Source organism: Arthrobacter sp. 10L430 (assembly GCF_056395245.1).
Genome location: NZ_JBFTJD010000002.1, coordinates 269,889 through 290,916 on the forward strand (window position 1 = coordinate 269,889; position 21,028 = coordinate 290,916).

Genomic DNA, 21,028 nt, shown 5'->3' on the forward strand with positions numbered 1-21,028 from the left:
CATGCAGCTCAGCATTGATCTCACCGGCCGTGAAGTCCTGGTCACCGGCTCCGACCACGCAGCCCGCCAGGCCGCGCGCCGCTACGAGGCCGCCGGCGCCGTCGTCTACCGCCTCAGCACCCCGCAGGGTGCCGGGCATGACGGCCCGCTGCCTGAACGCCCGTTCCTCGTGGCGGCGATCGACGACGGCCAGCCTGGCTGGGAGGCCCTGCTGGACAGGTGCCGCGCAACCGGCATCCCGGTGGCTGCAGAACCGGCAGCCGGCCCGGTCGGCCACGTGACTCTCGTGGGCGGCGGCCCCGGCACCACCGAACTGCTGACCGTGGCGGCCGTTAAGGCGCTGCGCGATGCCGACGTCGTGTTCTACGACCGGCTGGCCCCCTACCAGGAGCTCCCGTCCCTTACCTCGGCCGAACTCGTGGACGTCGGCAAGAAGCCCGGGCACCACAAAGTCAGCCAGGGCGACATCGAGAAGCTCATGGTGGAAAGCGCCCTGGCGGGCAACAACGTGGTCCGCCTCAAGGGCGGGGACCCCTACGTCTTCGGCCGCGGCGGCGAGGAAGTTGCCTCCTGCGTCGCCGCCGGCGTTCCCGTCCGCGTGATTTCCGGCGTCACCAGCGCCATCTCGGTGCCGGCTGCAGCCGGCATCCCCGTGACGCACCGCGAAGTCAGCCACATGTTCACCGTGGTGTCCGGCCACGCGCCGCTGACCGACAAGGAGCTCACCCACCTGGCCGGCCTGGGCGGCACGATTGTGGTCCTGATGGGTATTGGCACGCTGCACCACCTGGCCGCGGGACTGCGCCGGGCCGGCATGCGCGCCGACATGCCGATGGCCGTGGTCGAGCGCGGCTACCGGCCCGGACAGCGGACCACGATCGCCGAACTAGGGACGATCACCTCCGCCGCCGCCGGCTGCAGCAACCCCGCCGTCCTGGTCATCGGCGAGGTGGTGCGCGTGGCTGAGGCCAACCGCGGGCATGCCGAGGCCGCCGCCGATCTTGAACGCCTGGCGGCCTCGCTGCTGGGTTCGTGAACGACATGAGCGCATTGAATGCCATTGCCCCCGCCGCAACAGGCCAGACAGGATCACAGCTGCAGGAATCGGCTGCGCCTGAGGCTGCCGAATCTCCGCTGGAAGGATTCCGGATCGGCGTCACCTCACACCGCCGCTCCCGCGACCTGATCGAGGCACTGGAGCGCCGCGGCGCCGAAGTGCTGCACGCCCCCGCCCTCAAGATCGCCCCGGTGAACGAGGACATCAGCCTCATCGAGGACACGAAGGCGATCATTGCCGCGAAGCCCGACCTCTGCATCGCCACGACCGCCTACGGCATGCGCCGCTGGTGCGAAGCGGCGGACGCCTCCGGGATCGGTGAGGAACTGCTCGAAACCCTGGCTGCCTGCCGGATGTTCGTCAGGGGGCCCAAAGCGCGCGGCGCTGTCCGCGCGGCCGGCCTTGCCGACGTCGGCATCAGCAGCGACGAAACCACCGCCACCCTGGTGGACATGCTGCTGGCCGAGGGTGTGCGCGGCAAGACCGTGGCGGTGCAGCTGCACGGCTACACGGACGTGCGCCAGCTCGAGCGGCTCCGGATGTCCGGCGCCACAGTCCTCACCGTCACCCCGTACCGCTGGGTTAAGCCCGACGGCGCCGATCGCCTACCGCGCCTGATCGAGGCCGCCTGCAGCGGCAACCTGGACGTCCTGACCTTCACGAGCGCCCCGGCGGTGGACGCAATGTGGAGCACAGCGCACGAAATGGGACTGTACAAGCAGCTCGTGGAATGCCTGAAGACCACCGTCACCACCGCCGTCGTAGGTCCCGTGACGGCCCAGCCGCTGCTGGACGCCGGGATCACCCCGCTGGTTCCGGAACGGTTCCGGATGGGCGCGCTGATCCGGCTGGTGTGCGAGCACCTGGCCCTGAACCACGTCCGCCGGCTGGACACCCGCTCGGGCCTCGTGGAACTGCGCGGACGCTCGCTGCGCATCGACGGCGAGCCGGTGGAGGTTGCCCCGGCGCCCCTGCTGCTCCTGCGGGCACTCCTCGGCGCGGGAGGTGCGGTCCTCTCCCGGGAGTCGCTCTCCGAACTCCTGGAACTGCGCGGCTCGGTGCACGCGCTCGACATGACCGTGAGCCGGCTGCGGTCGTCCCTGCCGGACGGCAGCCTGGTGGAAACCGTGGTCAAGCGGGGCTACCGGATCCGCGTCTAGCGCACGGACAGCCTCAGCAACGCGGGGTCACTCCGCGCCCATCCCAGCGTGTGGAATGGGCGCGGAGTGACCCCGCGTTGGTTGTATTACCGGCGGGTAAACACTGGCGAACAGGCAGGGATATTTCCGCAACAGCCGGGAAACCTGAGCGAAAAACCGGCCGCCTACGCTGGGTCCCATCAGCACAACAGGGCCCGAGATCCGGCCCGCCTGGTGCAGCATCTGAAAGGACCCCCACATGTCCGCTCCGGCACAGTTCCCGCCATTTGGCACCGCACCCGCCTCCGAATCCGCATCCGCATCCCCCGTAGGTTCGCCTGCTTTGGCGCCAAAGATTGTCATCGCCGGCGCAGGCCCCGCCGCCCAGGCGCTGGTCCGCCAGCTCGCCACGGCCAGGTTCCGGGGAACTGTCACCGTGCTGAGCAGCCTTGACGACGCGCCCGATGAGCTGCTGGAACTCGCGGCCCTGCCGTTTGTCTCCGTGCGCTTCGGCCAGCCTGCAAGCCACATCGACGCCGCGGCCCGTGTGGTCACCACAGCCGACGGTATGGACTTTGGCTATGACCAGCTGGTGATCGCCACCGGCTCGGCGCCTGCCCACTCGCTGGTTGAGGGCTCCAGCCGGTGCCTCAGCTACTCCACCATCGATGACGCCGCGAAGATCGGCGACGCCGTCAAGGTGGTCACGAGGGTCCTTGGCCGGCGGCCGCTCGGAATCCTCGTCGGCACCGGCGCTGCCGCAGGGCAGGCCGAGGCCGTGCTCCGCGCCAGGGGTGTCCGACCCGTCCGGACGACCGCCCGGCCAGCCGCCGTCGTCCCCTCCCCGGCCGGCTCCGTACTGCCGGCCGCCGGCATTGTTTTCGATGACGGCAGCCGCATGAACGGCGACCTCGTGGTGCTCGCCGAAGACCGGATCGCCCGGGACCGCCTCGCAGCCAGCGCAGGGGTCCAGACTGCCGCGTCCGGCGGCGTCGCCGTCGGCAGGGACTTCCGCTCGTCAGTGCCCGGCATCTGGGCAATCGGTGACGCGGGGTCGTTCGACGGCGTCAGGCTGGGCCTGCTGGTGGCCTCAGATTCCGCCGCGGGCGTCTGCGCGGCAGAGCTGATGACAGCAGTCCCGGACGTCCGGCTGGCTGCAGCCGCATAGCCTCCGGCAGGGGCGGCGGGCTATGGCAAGATGGTCACTCAAGGAACCGCGACAACCGCGGAGACTGCGGCCCACGAGGCCCATGGAAAGGACCAGCATGAGCAACGAAGCCAGCCCGGGAGCGGGCACTACAACAAGCCCCGCAGGAACCCCTGCCGCCGGTGCTGAACCGTCCAACATCGCCTCCTATATCGACCACACGCTGCTCAAGCCGGAAGCCAGTGAGGCGGAGATCCTCAAGGTCTGTGCCGAGGCTGCCGAGTACCGGTTCAAGTCGGTCTGCGTCAACCCCGTCTGGGTCAAGACCGTGAAAACCGCCCTCAAGGGCTCCGGCGTGCTGACCTGCTCGGTGATCGGATTCCCGCTCGGAGCGACCCCCAGCGACGTCAAGGCCTTCGAGGCGCGTGGCGCCGTGCTGGACGGTGCCGACGAGATCGACATGGTCATCAACATCGCCGACGCGCGCGCCGCAGACAAGGGCGCGCTCGTGGACGACATCAAGGCGGTGGCCGAGGCCGTCCACGCCGGCGAGGCAATCCTGAAGGTCATCATCGAGACCGCCCTGCTCAGCGACGACCAGAAGATCCTGGCCTGCGAGGCAGCCGTCGAGGCCGGAGCCGACTTCGTCAAGACATCCACAGGCTTCAACGGCGGCGGCGCCACCGTGGAAGATGTCGCCCTGATGCGCCGGACGGTCGGTCCCGGCCTCGGCGTCAAGGCCTCCGGCGGGGTGCGTTCCCTGGCGGACGCTCAGGCTATGATTGCTGCAGGTGCAACACGTATTGGTGCCAGCTCCGGAATTGCGATCGTCAAGGGCGAACAGGGTTCGTCCGCTTACTGATCCGCCGGCGGCCGCCACAGTTTGAGCCCCACGGGGCCGAGGAGGAACGAATGTCCAGCAAGATCGACACGCAGACACCCCAGAACGAGAACAGCCTGGTCACCAGCGTTGTCCTCTTCGCAGTGATGATGGCCCTTTTCCTGGGAGCCATCTACTCGCTGTCCTTCCTGTCGCTGGAGAACCCCTGGCCGATGGCCGTATGCCTGGGCCTGTTCGCCCTCGCCTTCTGGATCCCGCAGACCATCCTCGGCCGCTCGGACTCCGCCGGCGAGCACTGACCCGCCCGGCGCAGCCTAAATACCCGAAGCTCCGGAACTTTCCGGAGCTTCGGGCGTTTAAGGCGGTTTCAACTGTCAGGGCAGGCCCGGCAGGCTGTTGGCGAGTCTGCCGGCGAGGGCCAGGGCGGCGGGAAAGTGGGTGCCCGCCAGGGTCCACGCTGCGAGGCACATGCCCACCATGGCGTAGGCGCTGACCGGAATGAGCACGAGCCATTCCCGCCGGGATCCAGCCCGTCCCAAGAGAGGGATGGACAGCGCCCCGTTCGGCCGCCAGAAGCTCTTCAGCACCGGCAGGCGGCGTAAGAACTTCGGTGGCCTGATCACGAGCGGCCAGAGGAGCGGCACTCCCCCGGTGGTCACGAGGTCCCCGACGATGTGGACCACGACGCCGGTCAGCATGGACACCGGCAGCCAGGTCCACTGGTCCGGCGCGAACCAGGTAACCAGCCCTGCCATGGTGAGGGCGAAGACCCAGTTGGTGATCCAGCCGGACTTCGGAAACAGCTTCAGGGCCTTGGCCGCGATGTTGATCATGAACATGCACAGCACGCCGGCGCCCACCGAGAGTACCCCAGAGCCCGTCTGCAGCTGGATCTGGCCGGCCATGGCTGCAAGAAGCACGAAGAAGGCTGCCCCCAGCACCGAATGCGTGCCCTGCCTGTGCCCGCCGCTGGCGTTCTCGATGCCCACCGCAATTGCATTGGACAGCGGCGGCAGCGAGTGCGCGATGGTGCTGGAGCGGTGGTCCCAGTCGCACACCAGGGCGGTCCCCGCGGTCGCCATGCCGCCGATCAGTACGCCGGTGGCATCCAGAGGGTACCAGCCCAGGGCGTACGGTCCCGTCGAGGCAACAGCTATCCACGCCGCGGCTCCTGACGCGGCGTGGTGTCCTCCCATCACGCCTAGCCCACTGTCAGAGGGGCGTCGGAGAAGATATTGCGGATCACGCCGTTCGCCCATTCCAGGATCTCGGCGTCCTGCAGGTCCCGGCCTCCGATTTTTGCCGTCTTCGGCTTCGGAATGAGCACGGCGTCGAGAGCCGGCTTGGTCTGCGCGCCCGGATACATGCGGTTGAGCCGCATGGTCTTCGATTCGGGAAGCTGCGCGGGAGAGAACTTGATGAAGTTCCCCTGCAGGGCGACGTCGGACAGGCCGGCTTCGCGGGCACCGACCCGGAAGCGGGCCACGGCGATCAGGTTCAGCGCGGGAAGTGGCGGCTCGCCGTAGCGGTCCACGAGCTCGGCAAGGACCTCGTCTATTGCCTCGTTCGTGAGCGCGCCGGCCAGTTTCCGGTACGCCTCGAGGCGGAGGCGTTCCCCGGGCACGTAGTCGTGCGGCAGGTGGGCGTTGACCGGCAGCTCGATCTTCATTTCGGCGGCCTTTTCCTCGGCTTCGCCGCGATAATCCGCCACGGCTTCACCCACCAGCCGGATGTACAGGTCGAAGCCGACACCCTGGATGTGGCCGGACTGTTCACCGCCCAGGAGGTTGCCGGCGCCGCGGATTTCGAGGTCCTTCATGGCCAGCTGCATGCCGGCGCCGAGCTCGTTGTGCGTCGCCACCGCCTTCAGCCGCTCCAGCGCCACCTCGCCCAGCGGCTTTTCAGAGGGGTACAGGAAGTAGGCGTAGGCCCGTTCACGGCCGCGCCCGACGCGACCGCGCAGCTGGTGGAGCTGGGACAGCCCGTACTTGTCCGCGCCGTCCACGATCAGCGTGTTCGCGTTGGAGATGTCCAGGCCCGTCTCAATGATGGTGGTGCACACCAGGACGTCGAAGCGCTTCTCCCAGAAGTCCACGATGATCTGTTCCAAGCGGCTTTCGGACATCTGCCCATGGGCCACTTCAACCCTGGCTTCGGGGACGAGCTCGCGGATCTTGGCGGCCGTCCGTTCAATGGTGGAAACCCGGTTGTGCACGAAGAACACCTGGCCCTCGCGCATGAGCTCGCGCCGGACCGCGGCCGAGGTCTGCTTGTCCGTGTACGGCCCCACGTAAGTGAGCACCGGGTGCCGTTCCTCCGGGGGCGTGGCCAGGGTGGACGTCTCGCGGATACCCGTCAGGGACATCTCGAGGGTGCGGGGAATCGGCGTGGCGCTCATGGCGAGCACGTCCACGTTGGTGCGCATCTTTTTCAGCGCTTCCTTGTGTTCAACACCGAAGCGCTGCTCTTCGTCCACGATCACCAGGCCCAGGTCCTTGAAGGCGAAGTCCTTGGAGAGCAGCCGGTGCGTGCCGATCACCACGTCCACGGTCCCGTTCTTCACGCCCTCTGCCGTCTCCTTGGCTTCCTTGGCGGCTTGGAAGCGGGACAGCGGCTTCACCTTCAGCGGGAAGCCGGAGAACCGCTCAGTGAACGTCTCGTAGTGCTGCTGCGCGAGCAGGGTGGTGGGCACCAGCACGGCCACCTGCTTGCCGTCCTGCACGGCCTTGAACGCGGCACGGACGGCAATTTCGGTCTTGCCGTAGCCCACGTCGCCGGACACCAGCCGGTCCATGGGGATCTCACGCTCCATGTCAGCCTTGACCTCGTTGATGGTGGTCAGCTGGTCCGGCGTCTCCACATACGGGAAGGCTTCCTCAAGCTCGCGCTGCCAGGGGGTGTCCGGGCCAAAGGCATGCCCGCGGGAGGCCATGCGCGCCGAGTACAGCCGGATGAGTTCGCCGGCGATCTCCTTGACCGCCTTGCGCGCCTTCGACTTCGTGCTGGCCCAGTCGGAGCCGCCCATCTTGCTCAGCACGGGGGTGTCACCGCCCACGTAGCGCGTCACCTGGTCCAGCTGGTCGGTGGGGACGAACAGCCTGTCCCCCGGAGCCCCGCGCTTGGACGGCGCATACTCCAGCACCAGATACTCGCGGACGCCGTCTCCGCCGCCGGCGACTTTGCGCTGGATGAGTTCCACGAACCTGCCGATTCCGTGCTGTTCGTGCACCACGTGGTCGCCAGCCAGCAGCTGCAGCGGGTCCACGGCATTCCGCCGTTTGGACGGCATGCGTCGCATGTCCTTCGTGGACCCGGCCGACGTGCGTCCCAGCAGGTCCGCTTCCGTGAGCAGGCCGAGTTTCAGCCCGTCCAGGACAAAACCGCGTCCGACGGCGGCGGTGGTCACCTCGATGATTCCCGCCTGGGGTTCCCGGTCCAGGGAGTCCACCCGCGCGCACGGGATGTCGGCGTCGTGGAACAGCTCTGCGAGCCGCTGCGCCGGCCCGGGCCCTTCCGTGGCCACCACGATGCGCCACTGGTTCCGCACGTGGGAACCGATGAAGTCCATCATTTCGGCTACGTCGCCCTGGTACCCCCGCGGTTCACGGGCATGGAGGTTGAGCACGTTGATGTCGGGGGTGAGTTCCTCATCGGTGGCCAGCGAGGTGATGGACCACCAGGACACGTCATGGCCCAAGGCCGCGGAACGGGTATCGGTCAGCGAGCGGAAGCTGGCGGAGTGCAGGGCCGCTGAGGCCTGGGAGCTGAGGTCCAGCGGCGCGGTTCCGCCGTCGGACGCGGTGGACCACGCTGCCTCCAGGAATTCCTCATTCGTGGCGGCGAGGTCGTGGGCCCGGGTGCGGACCTTCTCCGGCTCGATCACCACGGAGATGGAACCTGCCGGCAGCTGCTCCATGAGCGGAACCATGGCGTCCACCAGTACGGGGGCCAACGATTCCATGCCTTCGACGGCGATGCCGCCGGCGATCTTCTCCAGCATGTCTGCTGCGGCGGGGAGCTGTGATTTCAGCGTGGCCGCCCGGGACATCACCGACGGTGTGATCAGGATTTCGCGGCACGGCGGGGCATGGAGTTCGGTGGGGTGGTGCAGGCCCGGAGAGGACAGCGAGCGCTGGTCGGCGACGGCGAACCAGCGCATCTGGTCCACCTCGTCGCCAAAGAACTCGACCCGGATGGGGTGGTCCTCGGTGGGCGGGAAGACGTCCAGCATGCCGCCGCGGACGGCGAACTCGCCACGGCGGGTCACCATGTCCACGCGGGCGTAGGCGGCGTCGGCGAGGTTCTTTACGACGCTGCTGAAGGGGACCTCCTGGCCCACCTTCAGCGTGACCGGAACCAGTTCGCCCAGGCCGGCCACAAGCGGCTGGACCACGGCGCGGACCGGAGCCACCATCACACGCAGGGGTCCCGCCGTCGAGGTCTCCGGGTGCGCCAGCCGGCGCAGTACGGAGAGCCGCCGTCCAACGGTGTCCGAACGCGGCGACAGCCGCTCGTGAGGGAGCGTTTCCCAGCTGGGGAACTCCGCCACGGAATCGGCCGGCAGGTACGCGCGCAGGGCGGCGGTCAGATCCTCCGCCTCGCGTCCCGTCGCGGTGACGGCCAGGACCATCCCCGGACGGCCGCCGTCGGCTTTCGCGAGCCCGTCCGCCATCTCCGCGAGCAGCACAGGGCGCAGGCCCGCCGGGGCACTGATCTGGTAGTCCTCACTACGGACGCTGAAGGTCCTGGACGCCTCAGCCTGCACACGGGCGAACGTCTTGTCTGCGGCTAGTACGCGTCGCAGGCCGCTGAGGGGCAGGCCTTTGATTGGCTGGCCGGTGGGGCTCATGGCAGGATCTCCTGGGGTATTCACTTCGAACGCAGGCAACACGAAAACCCGAAATTCGCGAGAATGCCGGGTCATCCCAGCCTACCCCTGCCGGTGACCGGGCGGCATCCGGCGGAGACGCGGCACGCGATCGGAGTGGACGCGGCACGCGCTTGGAGCGGCGTCCGGGCACGCGTCCGGAGTGGAGGCCGGGCCCGTTGCTAAGCTTGCTTGGCAGGTGATGTTGGGCCCAGCAATGCCGCCATCCTAAGGAGACTCCCGTGAGCGACCAGACCGGAAATGACAGCAGCGCATTCACCAGCGGGCGGACGGTGCTGGTCACCGGAGCCACGGGCTACATCGGCGGCAGGCTGGTCCCCCGGCTGCTCGACGCGGGGCACCGCGTCAAAGTACTGGTCCGCTCCCCCGAAAAGATCGCCGGGGTGCCGTGGTTCGACCAAGTGGAGGTGGTGCGCAGCAGCCTCGATGATTCCGCTGCCGTGGAAGAAGCACTTAAGGGCGTGGACGTCCTGTACTACCTGGTTCACTCCATGGCGGCCGGGTCCGGTTTCGAAGCCAAGGAAAAGTCCATGGCGGAGCTCGTGGCCGCCGCTGCCGCGGCTGCTGAGGTGCAGCGGATCGTCTACCTGGGCGGCCTGCACCCTCGCAACACCGAATTGTCCACCCACATGCGCTCACGCGAAGCGGTGGGTGAAGTCTTCCTGGCCGGGCCCGTGGACGCCATCGTCTTCCAGGCCGGAGTGGTGATCGGCTCCGGCTCGGCGTCCTTCGAAATGATCCGGCACCTTTCCGAGACCCTGCCTGTCATGCCGGCGCCCAGCTGGGTGCGGAACCGGATCGAGGCCATCGCCGTCAGGGACGTGTTGCACTACCTGGTGGGCGCAGCCTCACTGAAGGAGCGCCTCAACCGGACGTTCGACATCGGGTCCCGGGACGTCCTGAGCTACGCCGGCATGATGAAGGAATATGCAGCCGAAGCCGGGCTGCCGCTGCGCCTGGTCCTGGCACTCCCCGTGCCGGCGCCCAGGCTTGCCGGGCTGTGGGTGGCGCTCGTGACCCCCATCCCGCTGTCCATGTCCGTGCCGCTGGTCCAGTCGCTGCAGCACGACGCCGTCTCCGCCGAACACGACATCGACAACTACATCAACCAGCCCGACGGCGGCCTCACCGGCTACCGCAAGGCAGTGGCCCTGGCGCTTGGCAAGGAACGCGACGGGCAGGTGGAAACCACGTGGGCCAACGCCGGGGCGGACGCCGATCCGCTGCCCAGCGACCCGCAGTGGGCCGGGCACAAGGTCTATGTGGACGAGCGGACCTTCCACAGCGATGTGGAGCCCTCGCACGTCTGGACCATCATCGAGGGCATCGGCGGCCGCAACGGCTGGTATTCCCTGCCGCTGGCGTGGAGCGTCCGCGGCTGGCTGGACAAGCTCTCCGGCGGAGCCGGCCTGCTCAGGGGCCGCCGGCATCCCCACAATCTCGTCGCAGGCGAGGTAGTGGACTGGTGGCGGGTGGAACGGATCGAGCGGGGCAAACTGCTCCGCCTGCGTGCGGAAATGCGCGCACCGGGACGCGCCTGGCTGGAGCTTTGCGTGGAGCCGGACGGAGCCGGCAGCCGGTACCGGCAGCGGGCCATCTTCTTCCCCAAAGGGCTCAGCGGCAGGCTCTACTGGCTGGCCGTGCTCCCGTTCCACAGCCTGATCTTTCCCGCCATGTCCCGCAACATCACAGCGGCGGCCCGGAAGATCGTCAGTGCGGAAGAGTCCGTGCCCACCCCGTAGGATGTGGGGAGCAAAAAGCGTTCTGACCCCGCAACAATGTTTTGACCCTGCAACAATGGAGGATCCATGGCACTGAGTGCTTCCACTACCCTTCCCCACGCCGTCGACAGCATCACAGCAGTCTTCACGAACGAGGAATTCCAGCGCCACACGAGCGAATACGTGGGCGGCAGCCTCGAGTCCTTCACTGTCGACGGCGACGTTGCAGGGGCCTTCAGCACCACCTCCGTGCGCACCCTGCCCACCACCCGCCTGCCGGAGATCGCGCGCAAGTTCGTGGGCGACACCCTCAAAGTGACCCAGGTGGAGAACTGGGACGCTCCCTCTGCGGATGGCTCCCGCCAGAGCACCATCTCGCTCAAGATCGCCGGCGCCCCCATCGATGTCACAGCCGTTCAGCGGCTCGTCGCAGACGGCGGCAGCACCCGGGTTGAACTCGAGGGCAACGTCACCTCGTCCGTGCCTTTCCTGGGCGGCAAGATCGCCGAAGCAGCCGAGCCGATGGTCGGCAAGGCCCTGAACATCCAGTCCCAGCAGGCGCAGGCCTGGCTCGAAAGCCACTAGGCCATGGAAGTTCCCACCGTCCTGGCCTGGGTCCTGGTCATTTCGGGTTTCTGGTCGCTCGTGGTGTGGCCGCAGTTCCTGCGCCGGGTGATGAAAGACCCGCGGGCGCGGGACGCCGGCGGCAAGGCCACCAAGTTCCTCACCGTCCATGTGGTCCTCGTGGCAGTATCCATGGTGTTGGGTGCCGCCACGGCCGGCATCGGAATCGCCGGGCTTTTGGGCTGAACGTTTCCCGGTTGAGCATTTTCCGGGCTGAGCGTTTTCCGGGCTGAGCGTCCAGGTTGAGCAATTTCCGGGTGCGGCCGCCCTCCTGGGCTAAGCTGGGAACAGCTGTATTTAGGGTGCGCCGGGAAGTCTGGTCGGCAACATGTTTGCCGACCCCAAGCCAGGAGCCGAGATGCCCAGCCGACCCCCTGCCCCCTCCCGCAAGTCCGCAGTCTTCAGCCGTTCGACGTACCCGGAGTACCTGCGGATTTCCGCCATCCTCCGGCTCGAAACCGTCGGCGGGGCCCTCCTGCTCATTGCGACAGCGGCGGCGCTGATCTGGGCGAACTCCCCCGCTGCGGGCACCTACTTCGGCCTGCGGGACCTGGAAGTGGGTTTTGAGCCTTGGCATCTGCGGCTGAGCGTGGGCCATTGGGCGTCGGACGGCCTGCTTGCAGTCTTCTTCTTCATTGCCGGACTCGAGCTGAAGCGGGAGTTTGTTTCCGGGGAGCTCCGGAGGCCGGCCAAGGCGGTTGTCCCGGTGACCGCGGCCGTGGGCGGGGTGGTCCTGCCGGCCCTCATCTACGCGTCCATTAACTGGGGCCAGGGCGCCGAGGCACTGCGGGGGTGGGCGATCCCCACCGCCACGGACATCGCCTTCGCCCTGGCCGTGCTGGCCGTCATCAACACGCATCTGCCGGCCGCGCTCCGGACGTTCCTGCTGACCTTGGCCGTGGTGGATGACCTGATCGCCATCGGCATCATCGCCTTCTTTTACTCGGCCGGCCTGCTGCCCCTCCTGCTGCTGGCGTCCTTGGTCCCGCTGGCGCTCTTTGCTGTGCTCGTCCAGAAGCACATCGGCCGCTGGTACCTCTTGGTGCCGCTGGCGGCAGCGACCTGGGCGCTGGTCCACGCCTCGGGCGTCCACGCCACGGTAGCGGGTGTTCTGCTCGGATTCACGGTTCCCGTGCTCGCGTCCCGGCAGGAGCCCCAACGTGCCATGGAAAGGGACACGGCAGACGAGGCCACGGCGAACCGGGCCTTGGCAGAAAGGGGCATGGCAGAACGCATCGAACATCGGCTGCGGCCGCTCTCTGCAGGATTCGCCGTGCCGGTCTTTGCGTTCTTTTCCGCGGGTGTGGCCATCGGCGGAGGCGCTGGGCTGGCATCCGCCCTGGCCGACCCCGTGGCCGTGGGAATCGTGGCCGCGCTGGTTGCGGGCAAGGCCCTCGGCGTTTTCGGGGCTACGTACCTGATCACCAAAACCACGCGGGCAACGCTTGACGCCGGGCTGAAGTGGATCGACATCGCCGGACTGTCCGTCCTCGCCGGAGTCGGATTCACCGTTTCGCTGCTGATCGCCGAGTTGAGTTTCGGGGCGGGATCGGCCCACGACGATCACGCAAAGGTTGCCATCCTGGCCGGTTCCGTGACCGCTGCGGCGATTGCCGCCGTCGTGCTTAAGGCACGAAACCGCCACTACCGCCGCGTGGAGGCGGAGGAAAAGCGGGACGACGACGGCGACGGCGTCCCTGACGTGTTCGAGCCCGCCGCGGAGAGGGACGGGTAGGCCGCGGTACGGTGGCTTAGGCCGCCTGGTTGAGCGCGTCCTCCGCGGCAACCCAGGAGATCATGGCGCACTTTACCCGCGCTGCATAGCGGGCCACCCCTTCAAACGCGGCGGCATCGCCAAGCACCTCGGGGTCCGCGTGGACCTTTCCGCGCGAGCGGAGAACTTCCCGGAAGTTACCGATCACCGAGCGCAGCTCGTCCACAGACATGCCTTCCGCCATCTCGCTCAATACGGAAGCGGAGGCCATGGAGATGGAACAGCCTGCACCGTCCCAGGACAGCTGCGCAACGGTGCCGTGGTCCACGGCGACACGCAGGGTGACTTCATCACCGCAGACAGGATTCAGCTGGTGTGACTGCCCGGTGGACGCGCCCTCGGGTGCTGCCGTTTCTGACAGACCGCTCCCGTGCCGGGCCTTGGAATGGTCCAGGATGATCTGCTGGTAAAGCTGGTCGAGGCTCATGCTGCGGTACCTGTCTTCATGGATCCCGGCACTAGGCGCGGAAGTAGGCGCGGACCCCGGACACTGCGTCCAGGAATTCGTCGACGTCGTCGGTGGTGTTGTACAAATAGGCGCTGGCGCGCGTTGTGGCCGTCAGGCCGAGGCGCCGGTGCAGCGGCTGGGCGCAGTGGTGACCCACGCGGACGGCGATTCCGCGCGCATCGAGGAACTGCCCGACGTCGTGCGCGTGGACGCCCGCGACATCGAACGCCGCCAGGCCAATACGCTCCTTGCCGGCCCCCGGGCCAAGCACACGGACGCCGTCGATGGCTTCAAGGCCTGCCACCATGCGCTGGCCCAGTTCGGATTCCCAGCGGTGGACACGGTCGATGCCGGTCTCGGTCAGGTAGCTGACGGCTGCGGCGAGGGCCACGGCCTGGGAGATCTTTTGCGTCCCGGCCTCGAACCGCTGCGGTGCCGGAAGGTATTCTGCCCGGTCCATGGTCACGGTGGTGATCATGGAACCGCCGGTCAGGAAAGGAGGCAGCACGTCCAGGAGCTCCTGCTTGCCGTACAGTACGCCGATGCCGGTGGGGCCCAGCATTTTGTGGCCCGAGAACACGGCAAAGTCGACGTCCAGCTCCTTGACGTCGAGGGACAGGTGCGGCGCCGACTGGCACGCATCCAGCACCACCAGGGCGCCGGCCCGCCTCGCCAGCGCCACGAGCTCGTGTACCGGATTGATCGTGCCGAGTACGTTGGACGCATGCGCGAAGGCGAGAAGCCGCGTCCGTCCGCCCACGATTTCCGCCGCCTGGTCCAGGTGCAGCGCGCCGGCGTCGTCCACCGGAATGTGGCGGAGCGTGGCTCCGGTTCTGTAGGCAAGTTCCTGCCAGGGGATCAGGTTCGCGTGATGTTCCATCTCGGTGACCACGATCTCGTCCCCCGGGCCGAGCCCAAGTTCCCGGAGCCGCGCATCACCGCGCCCCTGCGCAGCCCACAGGCTGGCGTTGGACAGCGCATAGCTGATGAGGTTCAGGCCCTCCGTGGCGTTGGACGTCCAGACGATTTCCTCGTACTGAGCGCCGACGAAATCGGCAACCGTCTGCCGTGCGTCCTCGAATACCTCCGTGGCCTCCACGGCAAGGTGGTGCGCGCCCCGGTGTACCGCGGCGTTCCGCTGCTCGTAGAATTCCTGCTCGGCCTCGATAACGCTCAGCGGATTCTGCGACGTGGCACCGGAATCCAGATAAATGAGCGGTCGGCCATTGACCAGCTGGTCCAGGACGGGAAAGTCGTTCCGGATCCGCAGGACCTCGGCATTATCCATCGCGGGAAGGGCGCGCTCCAGCGTGGTTGGCGTTGATATTACGGCCAATGGGACTCCTTGGGATGCCTTGAGGTACCTCTCAATTGTCCCACAGAGCAGTCTTGTCCAAACGGCAGCGAAAGCGGCCCGTCCAACTGGAGGGCCGCCCTCGCTGTGCCGGCGCGTGCCGGCTGTTCTACTACTTGTAAGGGCCGGCGACGGCTGGGGGGAGAGCCTCGGTCTCAGAAGGCTCTGACGTCGCCGGCCCCGCCTGAACCCGGTCCCTGGGGCCGGAAGTTCGTGTGCGAGACCTGATGTGCTGGTGGCAGCTTCGGCGATGGAGTCCTCCTCCGCATTCCGCTGCCACTAACAGTTAATCGCGTACTGGAACCCACAGCACGAGTACCGAGTACTCGTTTTTTCAGGTACTCGACTACTGGTTTCCGCAGGTGGTCATGCTGGCGCGGAAAAGCACAGGTTTAACTGCGGGCATGGCATTAAAAACGGCGGCATAGGGCGCGTACTTCTGGGAAGGGCTTACTTTTTAGGCAGCGCTTACGTCTTGGGAAAGGCCTACTTTTTGGGAAGCGCTTACCTCTTGGGAAGTGATTACTTTTTGGGAAGTGCCAGGGCGAGCTCGTCCCGCCGGCGCACTCCAAGCTTGACGTAGCTTCGGTACAGATGCCCTTCAACAGTCCTGACCGACACCATCAGCTGCTGGGCGATCTCCCGGTCAGAGAGTCCTTGTACGGCCAGCTCCACGATGTCCCGCTCCCGGCGTGTCAGGTGGACGCTGGGCACCGAGGCAATGAAGGGACTCTCCCGGAACCGCTCACCAAGCTCCTGGTCACATTTCTCGCGGTGGGCCACTGCCTGCCGGGCGCGGCGCCGCTCCCCCGCAGCGTCCCAGATGGCGCCCGCCTGGGCATACGCCTCGCGGGCGAGGTTGATCAGGCCCGCCTCCTCCAGCCCGGCGGCGGTTTCCATGAGCACGTCTGCGTCCCCGGTGGCCCACGCCTGGGCGACCTGGTGCCAGCCTGCTGCCCAGCGGCCCTCGACGGCGTCCGAAAGTGATGCGAGCTCTTCAATTACCGAGCGGTCGCCAAGATCGGAACAAAGAATCAGGCACTCCATGCTGGTTCCCGGCTGCGCGGCGACCGGAGGTGACGCGGCCAGCTCACGAAGCTTGGCGAGGCCGCTGCCCTTGCGGTCCAGATATTCAGCCGCGGCGGCCGCGTACCCTTCGGCGAGCAGTTCGCACCCGGGTCCGCTGGCGTGCCTGGCGGCGATCAGATCCTGTTCGAGGCGCTGGGCCTGCGCTCCATCCCCCAGGCGCGCGGCGGCGTAGAAAGCGAGGGACGAACCGAACCGGAACTGCTGGAGCGGATCATTGACGCGCAGGGCTTCAACAGCTGGCAGGAGAATCCGGTAGGCCCGTTCCAGCTGTCCCTGGCGGAGGAAGCCCAGACCGCGCAGCACCTGGATGCCGCCGCCAAAAGTGGCTGCCCCCTCGTTCACCTCCGTGGGGTAGCTGGCCAGCTCATGGTCTGCCGCCTCCCAGTTACCGGCGGCGAGCGAAGCTGACACAAGGCGCGTCAGGACGAACTCATTGAAGAAGTACAGACCGTCCTGGAGCGCCGGCAAGGACGGCGCTGCTGCCAGGGCGGCGGTGTGTGCCTGGTGGGCCTGACCTGCAGACACCAGGGTCTGGGCGAGCAACGCATGTGCCACGGCGTGAGTGGCTTCGGCCACAGTTGCCGTGCTGGGGTCTGCCCGGGCGCGCTGCAGGACCGTCTCACCCTGTTCGGCTGCCCCGGCCATCGCTTCTCCGGTTGAGGCTATAAGAGTCCTTATCCCCTCGTGATCGCCGGCATCGGCCATCTCAAGCAAATGGTGGATCCTGTCCTGCCAGGAAGCCGCGACCTCTTTCCCGGCGTCCGCGAGCTGGTGGCGGGATTCGGCCCGCAGCAACCCGGTGGATTTCCCCAGCGCGAGATGCGCCGACGCCCTGAGCATAAGAATGTGCGGGGCTTCGGGTTCCCCGGCCAGTTCCAGCCAGCAACCGTCCAGGAGAGCCGCAGCCTCCCGGTACTTGCCCTCGTTGAAGAGCGCCCTCGCGGTGATCGACTGTGCATGGGCCTGCAGTTCCGGCGCCCGGACATGCCCGGCCATGAGCCGCGCACCTGAGTTGTTGAACATCGTCACTGCCAGCAGGGCAGCGTCAAGCAGTTCGGGATCAGGCACTTCCAAACCGCATTCCAGCGACCACTCCACCATCCGCAGCCTGCCCTCGGCGCCTGCCGTCCGCGTGTCGAGGTAGCTGTCCAGTTTTTGCCGGAGCTGCAGGCTCCGGGAGACAGACACCTGGTGCCTCATGGATTCGCCGAGGATGGGGTGCCAAATCCGCAATTCCGTGTGCCGTCCGGTGGATTCGCTGACCATCTGGTGGTCCAGGAGAGACCGGACCACCGCGCCCCCGCACACATCTTCGATGAGGCTGCGGTGGACGGGCTCAGCCAAGGCGATGAGCCTCAACGCGTCCTGCTCTTCCGTGGTCCTGCGGAGGAGGTCTTTGACAACAACGTCGGAAAGCCTGGGGCCGTCAGCCGGAAGGAGGCCCAGGAGCAGCCAGATCCCGTTTCGCTTCGCCAGTATGCCCGCTTCGACCGCATCACCCAGCAGGCAGTTCAGGAGCAGGGGGTTGCCACCGGAGGCAGACCACAAAGACTGCACCGTGCCGGCGGGGACTGTCCCGTGGAGTGTGTGCTCCACGACCTCCGTCACCTGGTCTCCGTTGAGCGGCCGCAGATCGATCCGCTCGGCCTGGCCGTCGTACCACAGCTGGTTCAGTGCCTGCGGCAGTCCGGGCCGCGGGCGCCCGGATGCCAGCACGCGGGCCCATCCCGCCGACATCATGTCGACCACCATGTTCGCGGTGGCTTCATCGAGGTGGTGGGCGTCATCGACTACCAGGAGCAAGGGCACGTCCTTGCCGGCCTTGAGTTCCTGGAAATAGGTCCAGACCGCCCTGAGCACTGCGACGGGCGAGTCTGCTTCTTCTGGAGGGAGGTCCGCCGTGTACGGGGCGAGCACACCGTAGGGGACCTTGGCGAGCGATGAGCTCCCGTGGATCCGAAGGATTGTCATCTCAGTGCTCATCTCCTCGCTGACGGCGTCCGTCACGGAAGACTTCCCGATCCCCGGGCCGGCCATGAGGAACACAGCCTGGCTCGCACGGCTGCGGATGATGCTGCAGACGTGGTCTATTACTTCACGCCGCCCCGTAAGCTGCCGGTCGTCAGTCTCCGGTTCCGGTGTCTGTGGGCGGCCGTTAGACGAGTCCAGGCAGATCACCCCTGGACGTCACACCAAGCTTCGTGAAGACCTGGTACAGGTGCCCTTCCACTGTCCGCACGGAAACACCCATTTCCAGGGCGATGTCCCGGTTGGACACTCCCCGCCCGGCCAGGCGGGAGATCTGGCGCTCCCGTGCGGTCAGCAGCGGGCTGCCGCTGCTCGGGACGATCGGGAGACTGGGGACGGTGGCCGTGAGGGTGTCCAGCCGGGCCTGGGCGACGCGGGCCGACGCGGAGTCCCCGGAATGCCTCGCAAAGTCCACCGCGAGCGCTACGCACCGGGCTTCCACGGCATCCAGTTCGAGCTCTGCGGCCAGATGCGCGCCTTCCAAAAGGACCTTTGCATCCTTGGTGCGGCTACCGACAGCGATCAGGCGGGAAATCTCGGCCAGCTTTCCCTGCCGGTGGCCCGCGACCTCCTCCATCAGGCGGAAGTCGTCGTCCGTACCGTTCACGGTGGCACCCAGCAGGCTGATCCCGGCGAGGGTGTATCGCCCTGCCGCAATGTCGACGCGGGCTGAGTCCAGGAGCCGCCTCACGGCATCGGTGTCTCCCAGCCATCTCCCTGCCATGTCGGCGCAGAAATCCGTGATGTTCTGGGTGCGGAAGTTACAGTGCCCGCGCGCCCCACGCAGCTTGTCAAGGTACTTGTGCGCCTGGCCTGCGTTGCCGATTTGTGCGTAGGCGAACGCCGTGGCGGCATAGGCTGCCTGGAGCATGTTCACGACGGGACGGAGTTCCAGCTGGGCCACGGCGGACAGCAGCGAATCCAGGGCGACGGCGCCGCGGCCCGAGTAGACGTACGTGACGCCGGTAACCAGCTCCATGGCGGACGTCCGGTGAGCCAGGCGTCGTTCCTCATGCCCTTTCGGCGGCCCGACGAGGTCCAGGCACCGCCGCCACTGGCCAGCCTGCAGCAGCACGTTGACGGCGGTCATGGCGAACCGCTCCCGCAGACCGGTCATGTGGCCCGAATCGGAGAGCTGGCCGCCTACCCTCCTCATCAGCTGAAGCGCGTCCATTTCCCTGCCGACAGCCGAAAGAACAGGCATCAGGATCAGGGCAGCCTGGATGCGGAACCCGGTGTCTTTGTTGAGCGCCGGATCGGCTGCTTCCTCCAGAGCCGCAACCATAGGTGCATAGTCGCCGATGAAGGAGCGGTACTCGAATTCCGCCAGCGTGATGACGTTCGCGGCTGCGCCCAGGGCATCAGGCCAGGTGCTCGCGGCGCCCGGAGCGACACCCAGACGCTGGCGCGCCTTGGCAATCTCATCCGGGACTTTGTCGCACTGCTCAGGCAGCCACACCATGACCCTGCACTTGGCGGCTACAATCCTGGCGAAGTCCTCTGCACCGAGCTGGTCCAGCTGTGCCTGGGAAATGTCGTTCAGGGCGTCCATGGCCTGCACGGGCAGATCCAGCAGCAGGTAGGCCGTCCCCTTGTGCTGCTGTCCGACCACCCACTCCGCGTCGGTCCTCTTGAGCCCGTCGACACAGCTGAGCGCAAAGCGGGGATCGAACATCTGTATGGCCGCTTCGGCGGCGGCCACAGCCATGGCAGGGCTAAGCTCGGCCTGGCATTCACGAGTCCAAGCGGCAAACTCAATGCGCTCTTCCAGACTCAGCTTCGAAAGCTCGGGTTCCGCTTCGCCCAGCAGTTGGCTCCGGAGCTCCCGCCTCCGCGCGATGCTCAACCAGGACCGGACAACATCCCCAAGGTATTGCTCCCGCAGGGAGACCCAGCGGGCCTCGGTGTCACCCACCTTGAGCAGTCCGGCATCCTCCATATCGGCCACGATTTCAGCGCCGTAGATGTCGGTCAACCGCGAGAGGGACACTCTGCGCGCGCAGGCCAGCATCTCCATGACCTCGCGGCTTTCCGGAGATTCCCGGGACCAGCGCGAGCGGACAATATCGTCCAGTCCCGTTGCACCGTCGAGGACGACCTTGTCCCGCAATGTCCATACAGAGTCAGACAGCACGAGGTTCCCCGACTGCTGCTGCTCCGTAACAAGTGCTTTGAGCAGCAGCGGATTGCCGCCCACAATGCTGTGGTATGTGCTCACCAGGGAGGCCGATACGCGGTGGCCCAGCAGGGTCAGCAGCACCTGCCGGGTCTGCAGTTCGTTCAGGTTTTCCAGCCGCACCTCAGTGAGACGGCGGTCGGTGAGCAGCCAATGGAAGTCTGCCGGCAGGTCGCTGGTACCGGGGGCAATCGCGATAACGCGTGCGGTGCGGGTCAGCATGATGTTCAGGAGGACACCGGCACTCATGTCGTCGATCATGCCCGTGGTATCCAGGGTGATGATGCAGTCCCTGCCGGCGGCGTCGCTTCGGATGAGGGACGTGATGCCCTGGAGGATGGCGGTTGGCGATCCCATCGCCGATTGGGGAAGCCGCGCCAAGAGGAACGCCAGGCACCCGTAGGAGGTCTGCGAGCCGGTCAGGGGACTGCGGAGCTGGAGCGCCCAGACATCAGGTCCGAGTTCTGCCACCGCGGTCCGGGCCAGCGACGATTTGCCCACGCCGCGGGAGCCGGTAATAACTACGCCCAGGGAATCAGGATCCGTCAGACCATTGCGGATGGCTTCAAGGTCTGCGCTGCGCGCCGGAACGGACCATCGTTGAAGGTCCGTTCCGCCAGTGGCAGCCGCGGGCCCGGCCAGCACGCCCGCTGTAGACCCACGTCCCCAGCTCAGTGGCTCATTTGACATGAACTTTTCCTTACATCCCGCTTTGCAGGATCAAGGCCCCATCGCCTCCCCC

15 protein-coding genes are annotated in these 21,028 nt (G+C 67.0%); 9 read left to right on the forward strand and 6 right to left on the reverse strand.

Features of this window, described 5'->3' with window-relative positions; translation table 11 throughout:
* Window position 1 precedes the first annotated feature (1 nt).
* The 5 genes from cobA to AC1DDG_RS03445 all read left to right on the forward strand — a co-directional run bounded on the left by cobA (window position 2) and on the right by AC1DDG_RS03445 (window position 4,483).
* Window positions 2-1,036 (forward strand): uroporphyrinogen-III C-methyltransferase, encoded by a 1,035-nt coding sequence (cobA, locus tag AC1DDG_RS03425; RefSeq protein WP_476874958.1) that lies wholly within the window; start codon window positions 2-4, stop codon window positions 1,034-1,036.
* A gap of 14 nt (window positions 1,037-1,050) precedes the next feature.
* Window positions 1,051-2,217 (forward strand): uroporphyrinogen-III synthase, encoded by a 1,167-nt coding sequence (locus AC1DDG_RS03430; RefSeq protein WP_476875023.1) that lies wholly within the window; start codon window positions 1,051-1,053, stop codon window positions 2,215-2,217.
* A 238-nt stretch (window positions 2,218-2,455) separates the two neighbouring features.
* Window positions 2,456-3,364: an FAD-dependent oxidoreductase gene (locus tag AC1DDG_RS03435; RefSeq protein ID WP_476874959.1), complete on the forward strand. Its 909-nt coding sequence runs from the start codon at window positions 2,456-2,458 to the stop codon at window positions 3,362-3,364.
* A 97-nt stretch (window positions 3,365-3,461) separates the two neighbouring features.
* Window positions 3,462-4,205 carry a deoxyribose-phosphate aldolase gene (gene deoC, locus AC1DDG_RS03440; RefSeq protein WP_476874960.1) on the forward strand — a complete coding sequence of 248 codons (744 nt, stop codon included), beginning with the start codon at window positions 3,462-3,464 and terminating at the stop codon, window positions 4,203-4,205.
* 50 nt (window positions 4,206-4,255) lie between these two features.
* The gene (locus AC1DDG_RS03445) at window positions 4,256-4,483 is read left to right on the forward strand and encodes a hypothetical protein (protein WP_230119830.1); all 228 of its coding nucleotides are present in this window, start codon (window positions 4,256-4,258) and stop codon (window positions 4,481-4,483) included.
* Window positions 4,484-4,558: 75 nt separating this feature from the next.
* On the opposite strand, the gene AC1DDG_RS03450 is transcribed toward AC1DDG_RS03445, so the two are convergent.
* Together AC1DDG_RS03450 and mfd are read right to left on the reverse strand one after the other, a co-directional pair.
* Window positions 4,559-5,380: a metal-dependent hydrolase gene (locus AC1DDG_RS03450; protein ID WP_476874961.1), complete on the reverse strand. Its 822-nt coding sequence runs from the start codon at window positions 5,378-5,380 to the stop codon at window positions 4,559-4,561.
* A 5-nt stretch (window positions 5,381-5,385) separates the two neighbouring features.
* On the reverse strand, window positions 5,386-9,033 hold the full coding sequence (gene mfd, locus AC1DDG_RS03455) for a transcription-repair coupling factor (RefSeq protein WP_476874962.1): 3,648 nt from the start codon (window positions 9,031-9,033) through the stop codon (window positions 5,386-5,388).
* A 260-nt stretch (window positions 9,034-9,293) separates the two neighbouring features.
* On the opposite strand from mfd, the gene AC1DDG_RS03460 reads away from it, so the two are divergent.
* The 4 genes from AC1DDG_RS03460 to nhaA all read left to right on the forward strand — a co-directional run bounded on the left by AC1DDG_RS03460 (window position 9,294) and on the right by nhaA (window position 13,152).
* Entirely contained in the window at window positions 9,294-10,814 is a 1,521-nt protein-coding gene (locus tag AC1DDG_RS03460; protein WP_476874963.1) for an SDR family oxidoreductase, read from the forward strand.
* A gap of 66 nt (window positions 10,815-10,880) precedes the next feature.
* Window positions 10,881-11,378 (forward strand): DUF2505 domain-containing protein, encoded by a 498-nt coding sequence (locus AC1DDG_RS03465; protein WP_230119834.1) that lies wholly within the window; start codon window positions 10,881-10,883, stop codon window positions 11,376-11,378.
* A gap of 3 nt (window positions 11,379-11,381) precedes the next feature.
* Window positions 11,382-11,603: an SCO4848 family membrane protein gene (locus AC1DDG_RS03470; protein WP_476874964.1), complete on the forward strand. Its 222-nt coding sequence runs from the start codon at window positions 11,382-11,384 to the stop codon at window positions 11,601-11,603.
* Between the two features lie 172 nt (window positions 11,604-11,775).
* Window positions 11,776-13,152, forward strand: coding sequence for a Na+/H+ antiporter NhaA (nhaA, locus tag AC1DDG_RS03475; RefSeq protein ID WP_476874965.1), 1,377 nt, complete (start codon window positions 11,776-11,778; stop codon window positions 13,150-13,152).
* A 16-nt stretch (window positions 13,153-13,168) separates the two neighbouring features.
* Here the strand turns inward: nhaA and sufU are convergent, their stop codons facing one another.
* The 4 genes from sufU to AC1DDG_RS03495 all read right to left on the reverse strand — a co-directional run bounded on the left by sufU (window position 13,169) and on the right by AC1DDG_RS03495 (window position 20,976).
* Window positions 13,169-13,618, reverse strand: a complete 450-nt coding sequence (gene sufU / locus AC1DDG_RS03480) for a Fe-S cluster assembly sulfur transfer protein SufU (RefSeq protein ID WP_230119837.1) — start codon at window positions 13,616-13,618, stop codon at window positions 13,169-13,171.
* Between the two features lie 31 nt (window positions 13,619-13,649).
* Entirely contained in the window at window positions 13,650-14,975 is a 1,326-nt protein-coding gene (locus AC1DDG_RS03485) for a SufS family cysteine desulfurase (RefSeq protein ID WP_476874966.1), read from the reverse strand.
* A 540-nt stretch (window positions 14,976-15,515) separates the two neighbouring features.
* Window positions 15,516-18,260 carry a LuxR C-terminal-related transcriptional regulator gene (locus AC1DDG_RS03490; RefSeq protein ID WP_476874967.1) on the reverse strand — a complete coding sequence of 915 codons (2,745 nt, stop codon included), beginning with the start codon at window positions 18,258-18,260 and terminating at the stop codon, window positions 15,516-15,518.
* The gene (locus AC1DDG_RS03495) at window positions 18,238-20,976 is read right to left on the reverse strand and encodes a LuxR C-terminal-related transcriptional regulator (RefSeq protein WP_476874968.1); all 2,739 of its coding nucleotides are present in this window, start codon (window positions 20,974-20,976) and stop codon (window positions 18,238-18,240) included. Before AC1DDG_RS03495 ends, AC1DDG_RS03490 begins: the two co-directional genes overlap by 23 nt.
* Between the last annotated feature and the right edge of the window lie 52 nt (window positions 20,977-21,028).

Excerpts from the sequence above, each read along its gene's own strand:
- cobA (WP_476874958.1), top strand. The coding sequence starts at position 2 with ATGCAGCTCAGCATTGATCTCACCGGCCGTGAAGTCCTGGTCACCGGC.
- AC1DDG_RS03435 (WP_476874959.1), top strand. The coding sequence starts at position 2,456 with ATGTCCGCTCCGGCACAGTTCCCGCCATTTGGCACCGCACCCGCCTCC.
- deoC (WP_476874960.1), top strand. The coding sequence starts at position 3,462 with ATGAGCAACGAAGCCAGCCCGGGAGCGGGCACTACAACAAGCCCCGCA.
- AC1DDG_RS03445 (WP_230119830.1), top strand. The coding sequence starts at position 4,256 with ATGTCCAGCAAGATCGACACGCAGACACCCCAGAACGAGAACAGCCTG.
- AC1DDG_RS03450 (WP_476874961.1), bottom strand. The coding sequence starts at position 5,380 with ATGGGAGGACACCACGCCGCGTCAGGAGCCGCGGCGTGGATAGCTGTT.
- mfd (WP_476874962.1), bottom strand. The coding sequence starts at position 9,033 with ATGAGCCCCACCGGCCAGCCAATCAAAGGCCTGCCCCTCAGCGGCCTG.
- AC1DDG_RS03465 (WP_230119834.1), top strand. The coding sequence starts at position 10,881 with ATGGCACTGAGTGCTTCCACTACCCTTCCCCACGCCGTCGACAGCATC.
- AC1DDG_RS03470 (WP_476874964.1), top strand. The coding sequence starts at position 11,382 with ATGGAAGTTCCCACCGTCCTGGCCTGGGTCCTGGTCATTTCGGGTTTC.
- nhaA (WP_476874965.1), top strand. The coding sequence starts at position 11,776 with ATGCCCAGCCGACCCCCTGCCCCCTCCCGCAAGTCCGCAGTCTTCAGC.
- sufU (WP_230119837.1), bottom strand. The coding sequence starts at position 13,618 with ATGAGCCTCGACCAGCTTTACCAGCAGATCATCCTGGACCATTCCAAG.
- AC1DDG_RS03495 (WP_476874968.1), bottom strand. The coding sequence starts at position 20,976 with ATGTCAAATGAGCCACTGAGCTGGGGACGTGGGTCTACAGCGGGCGTG.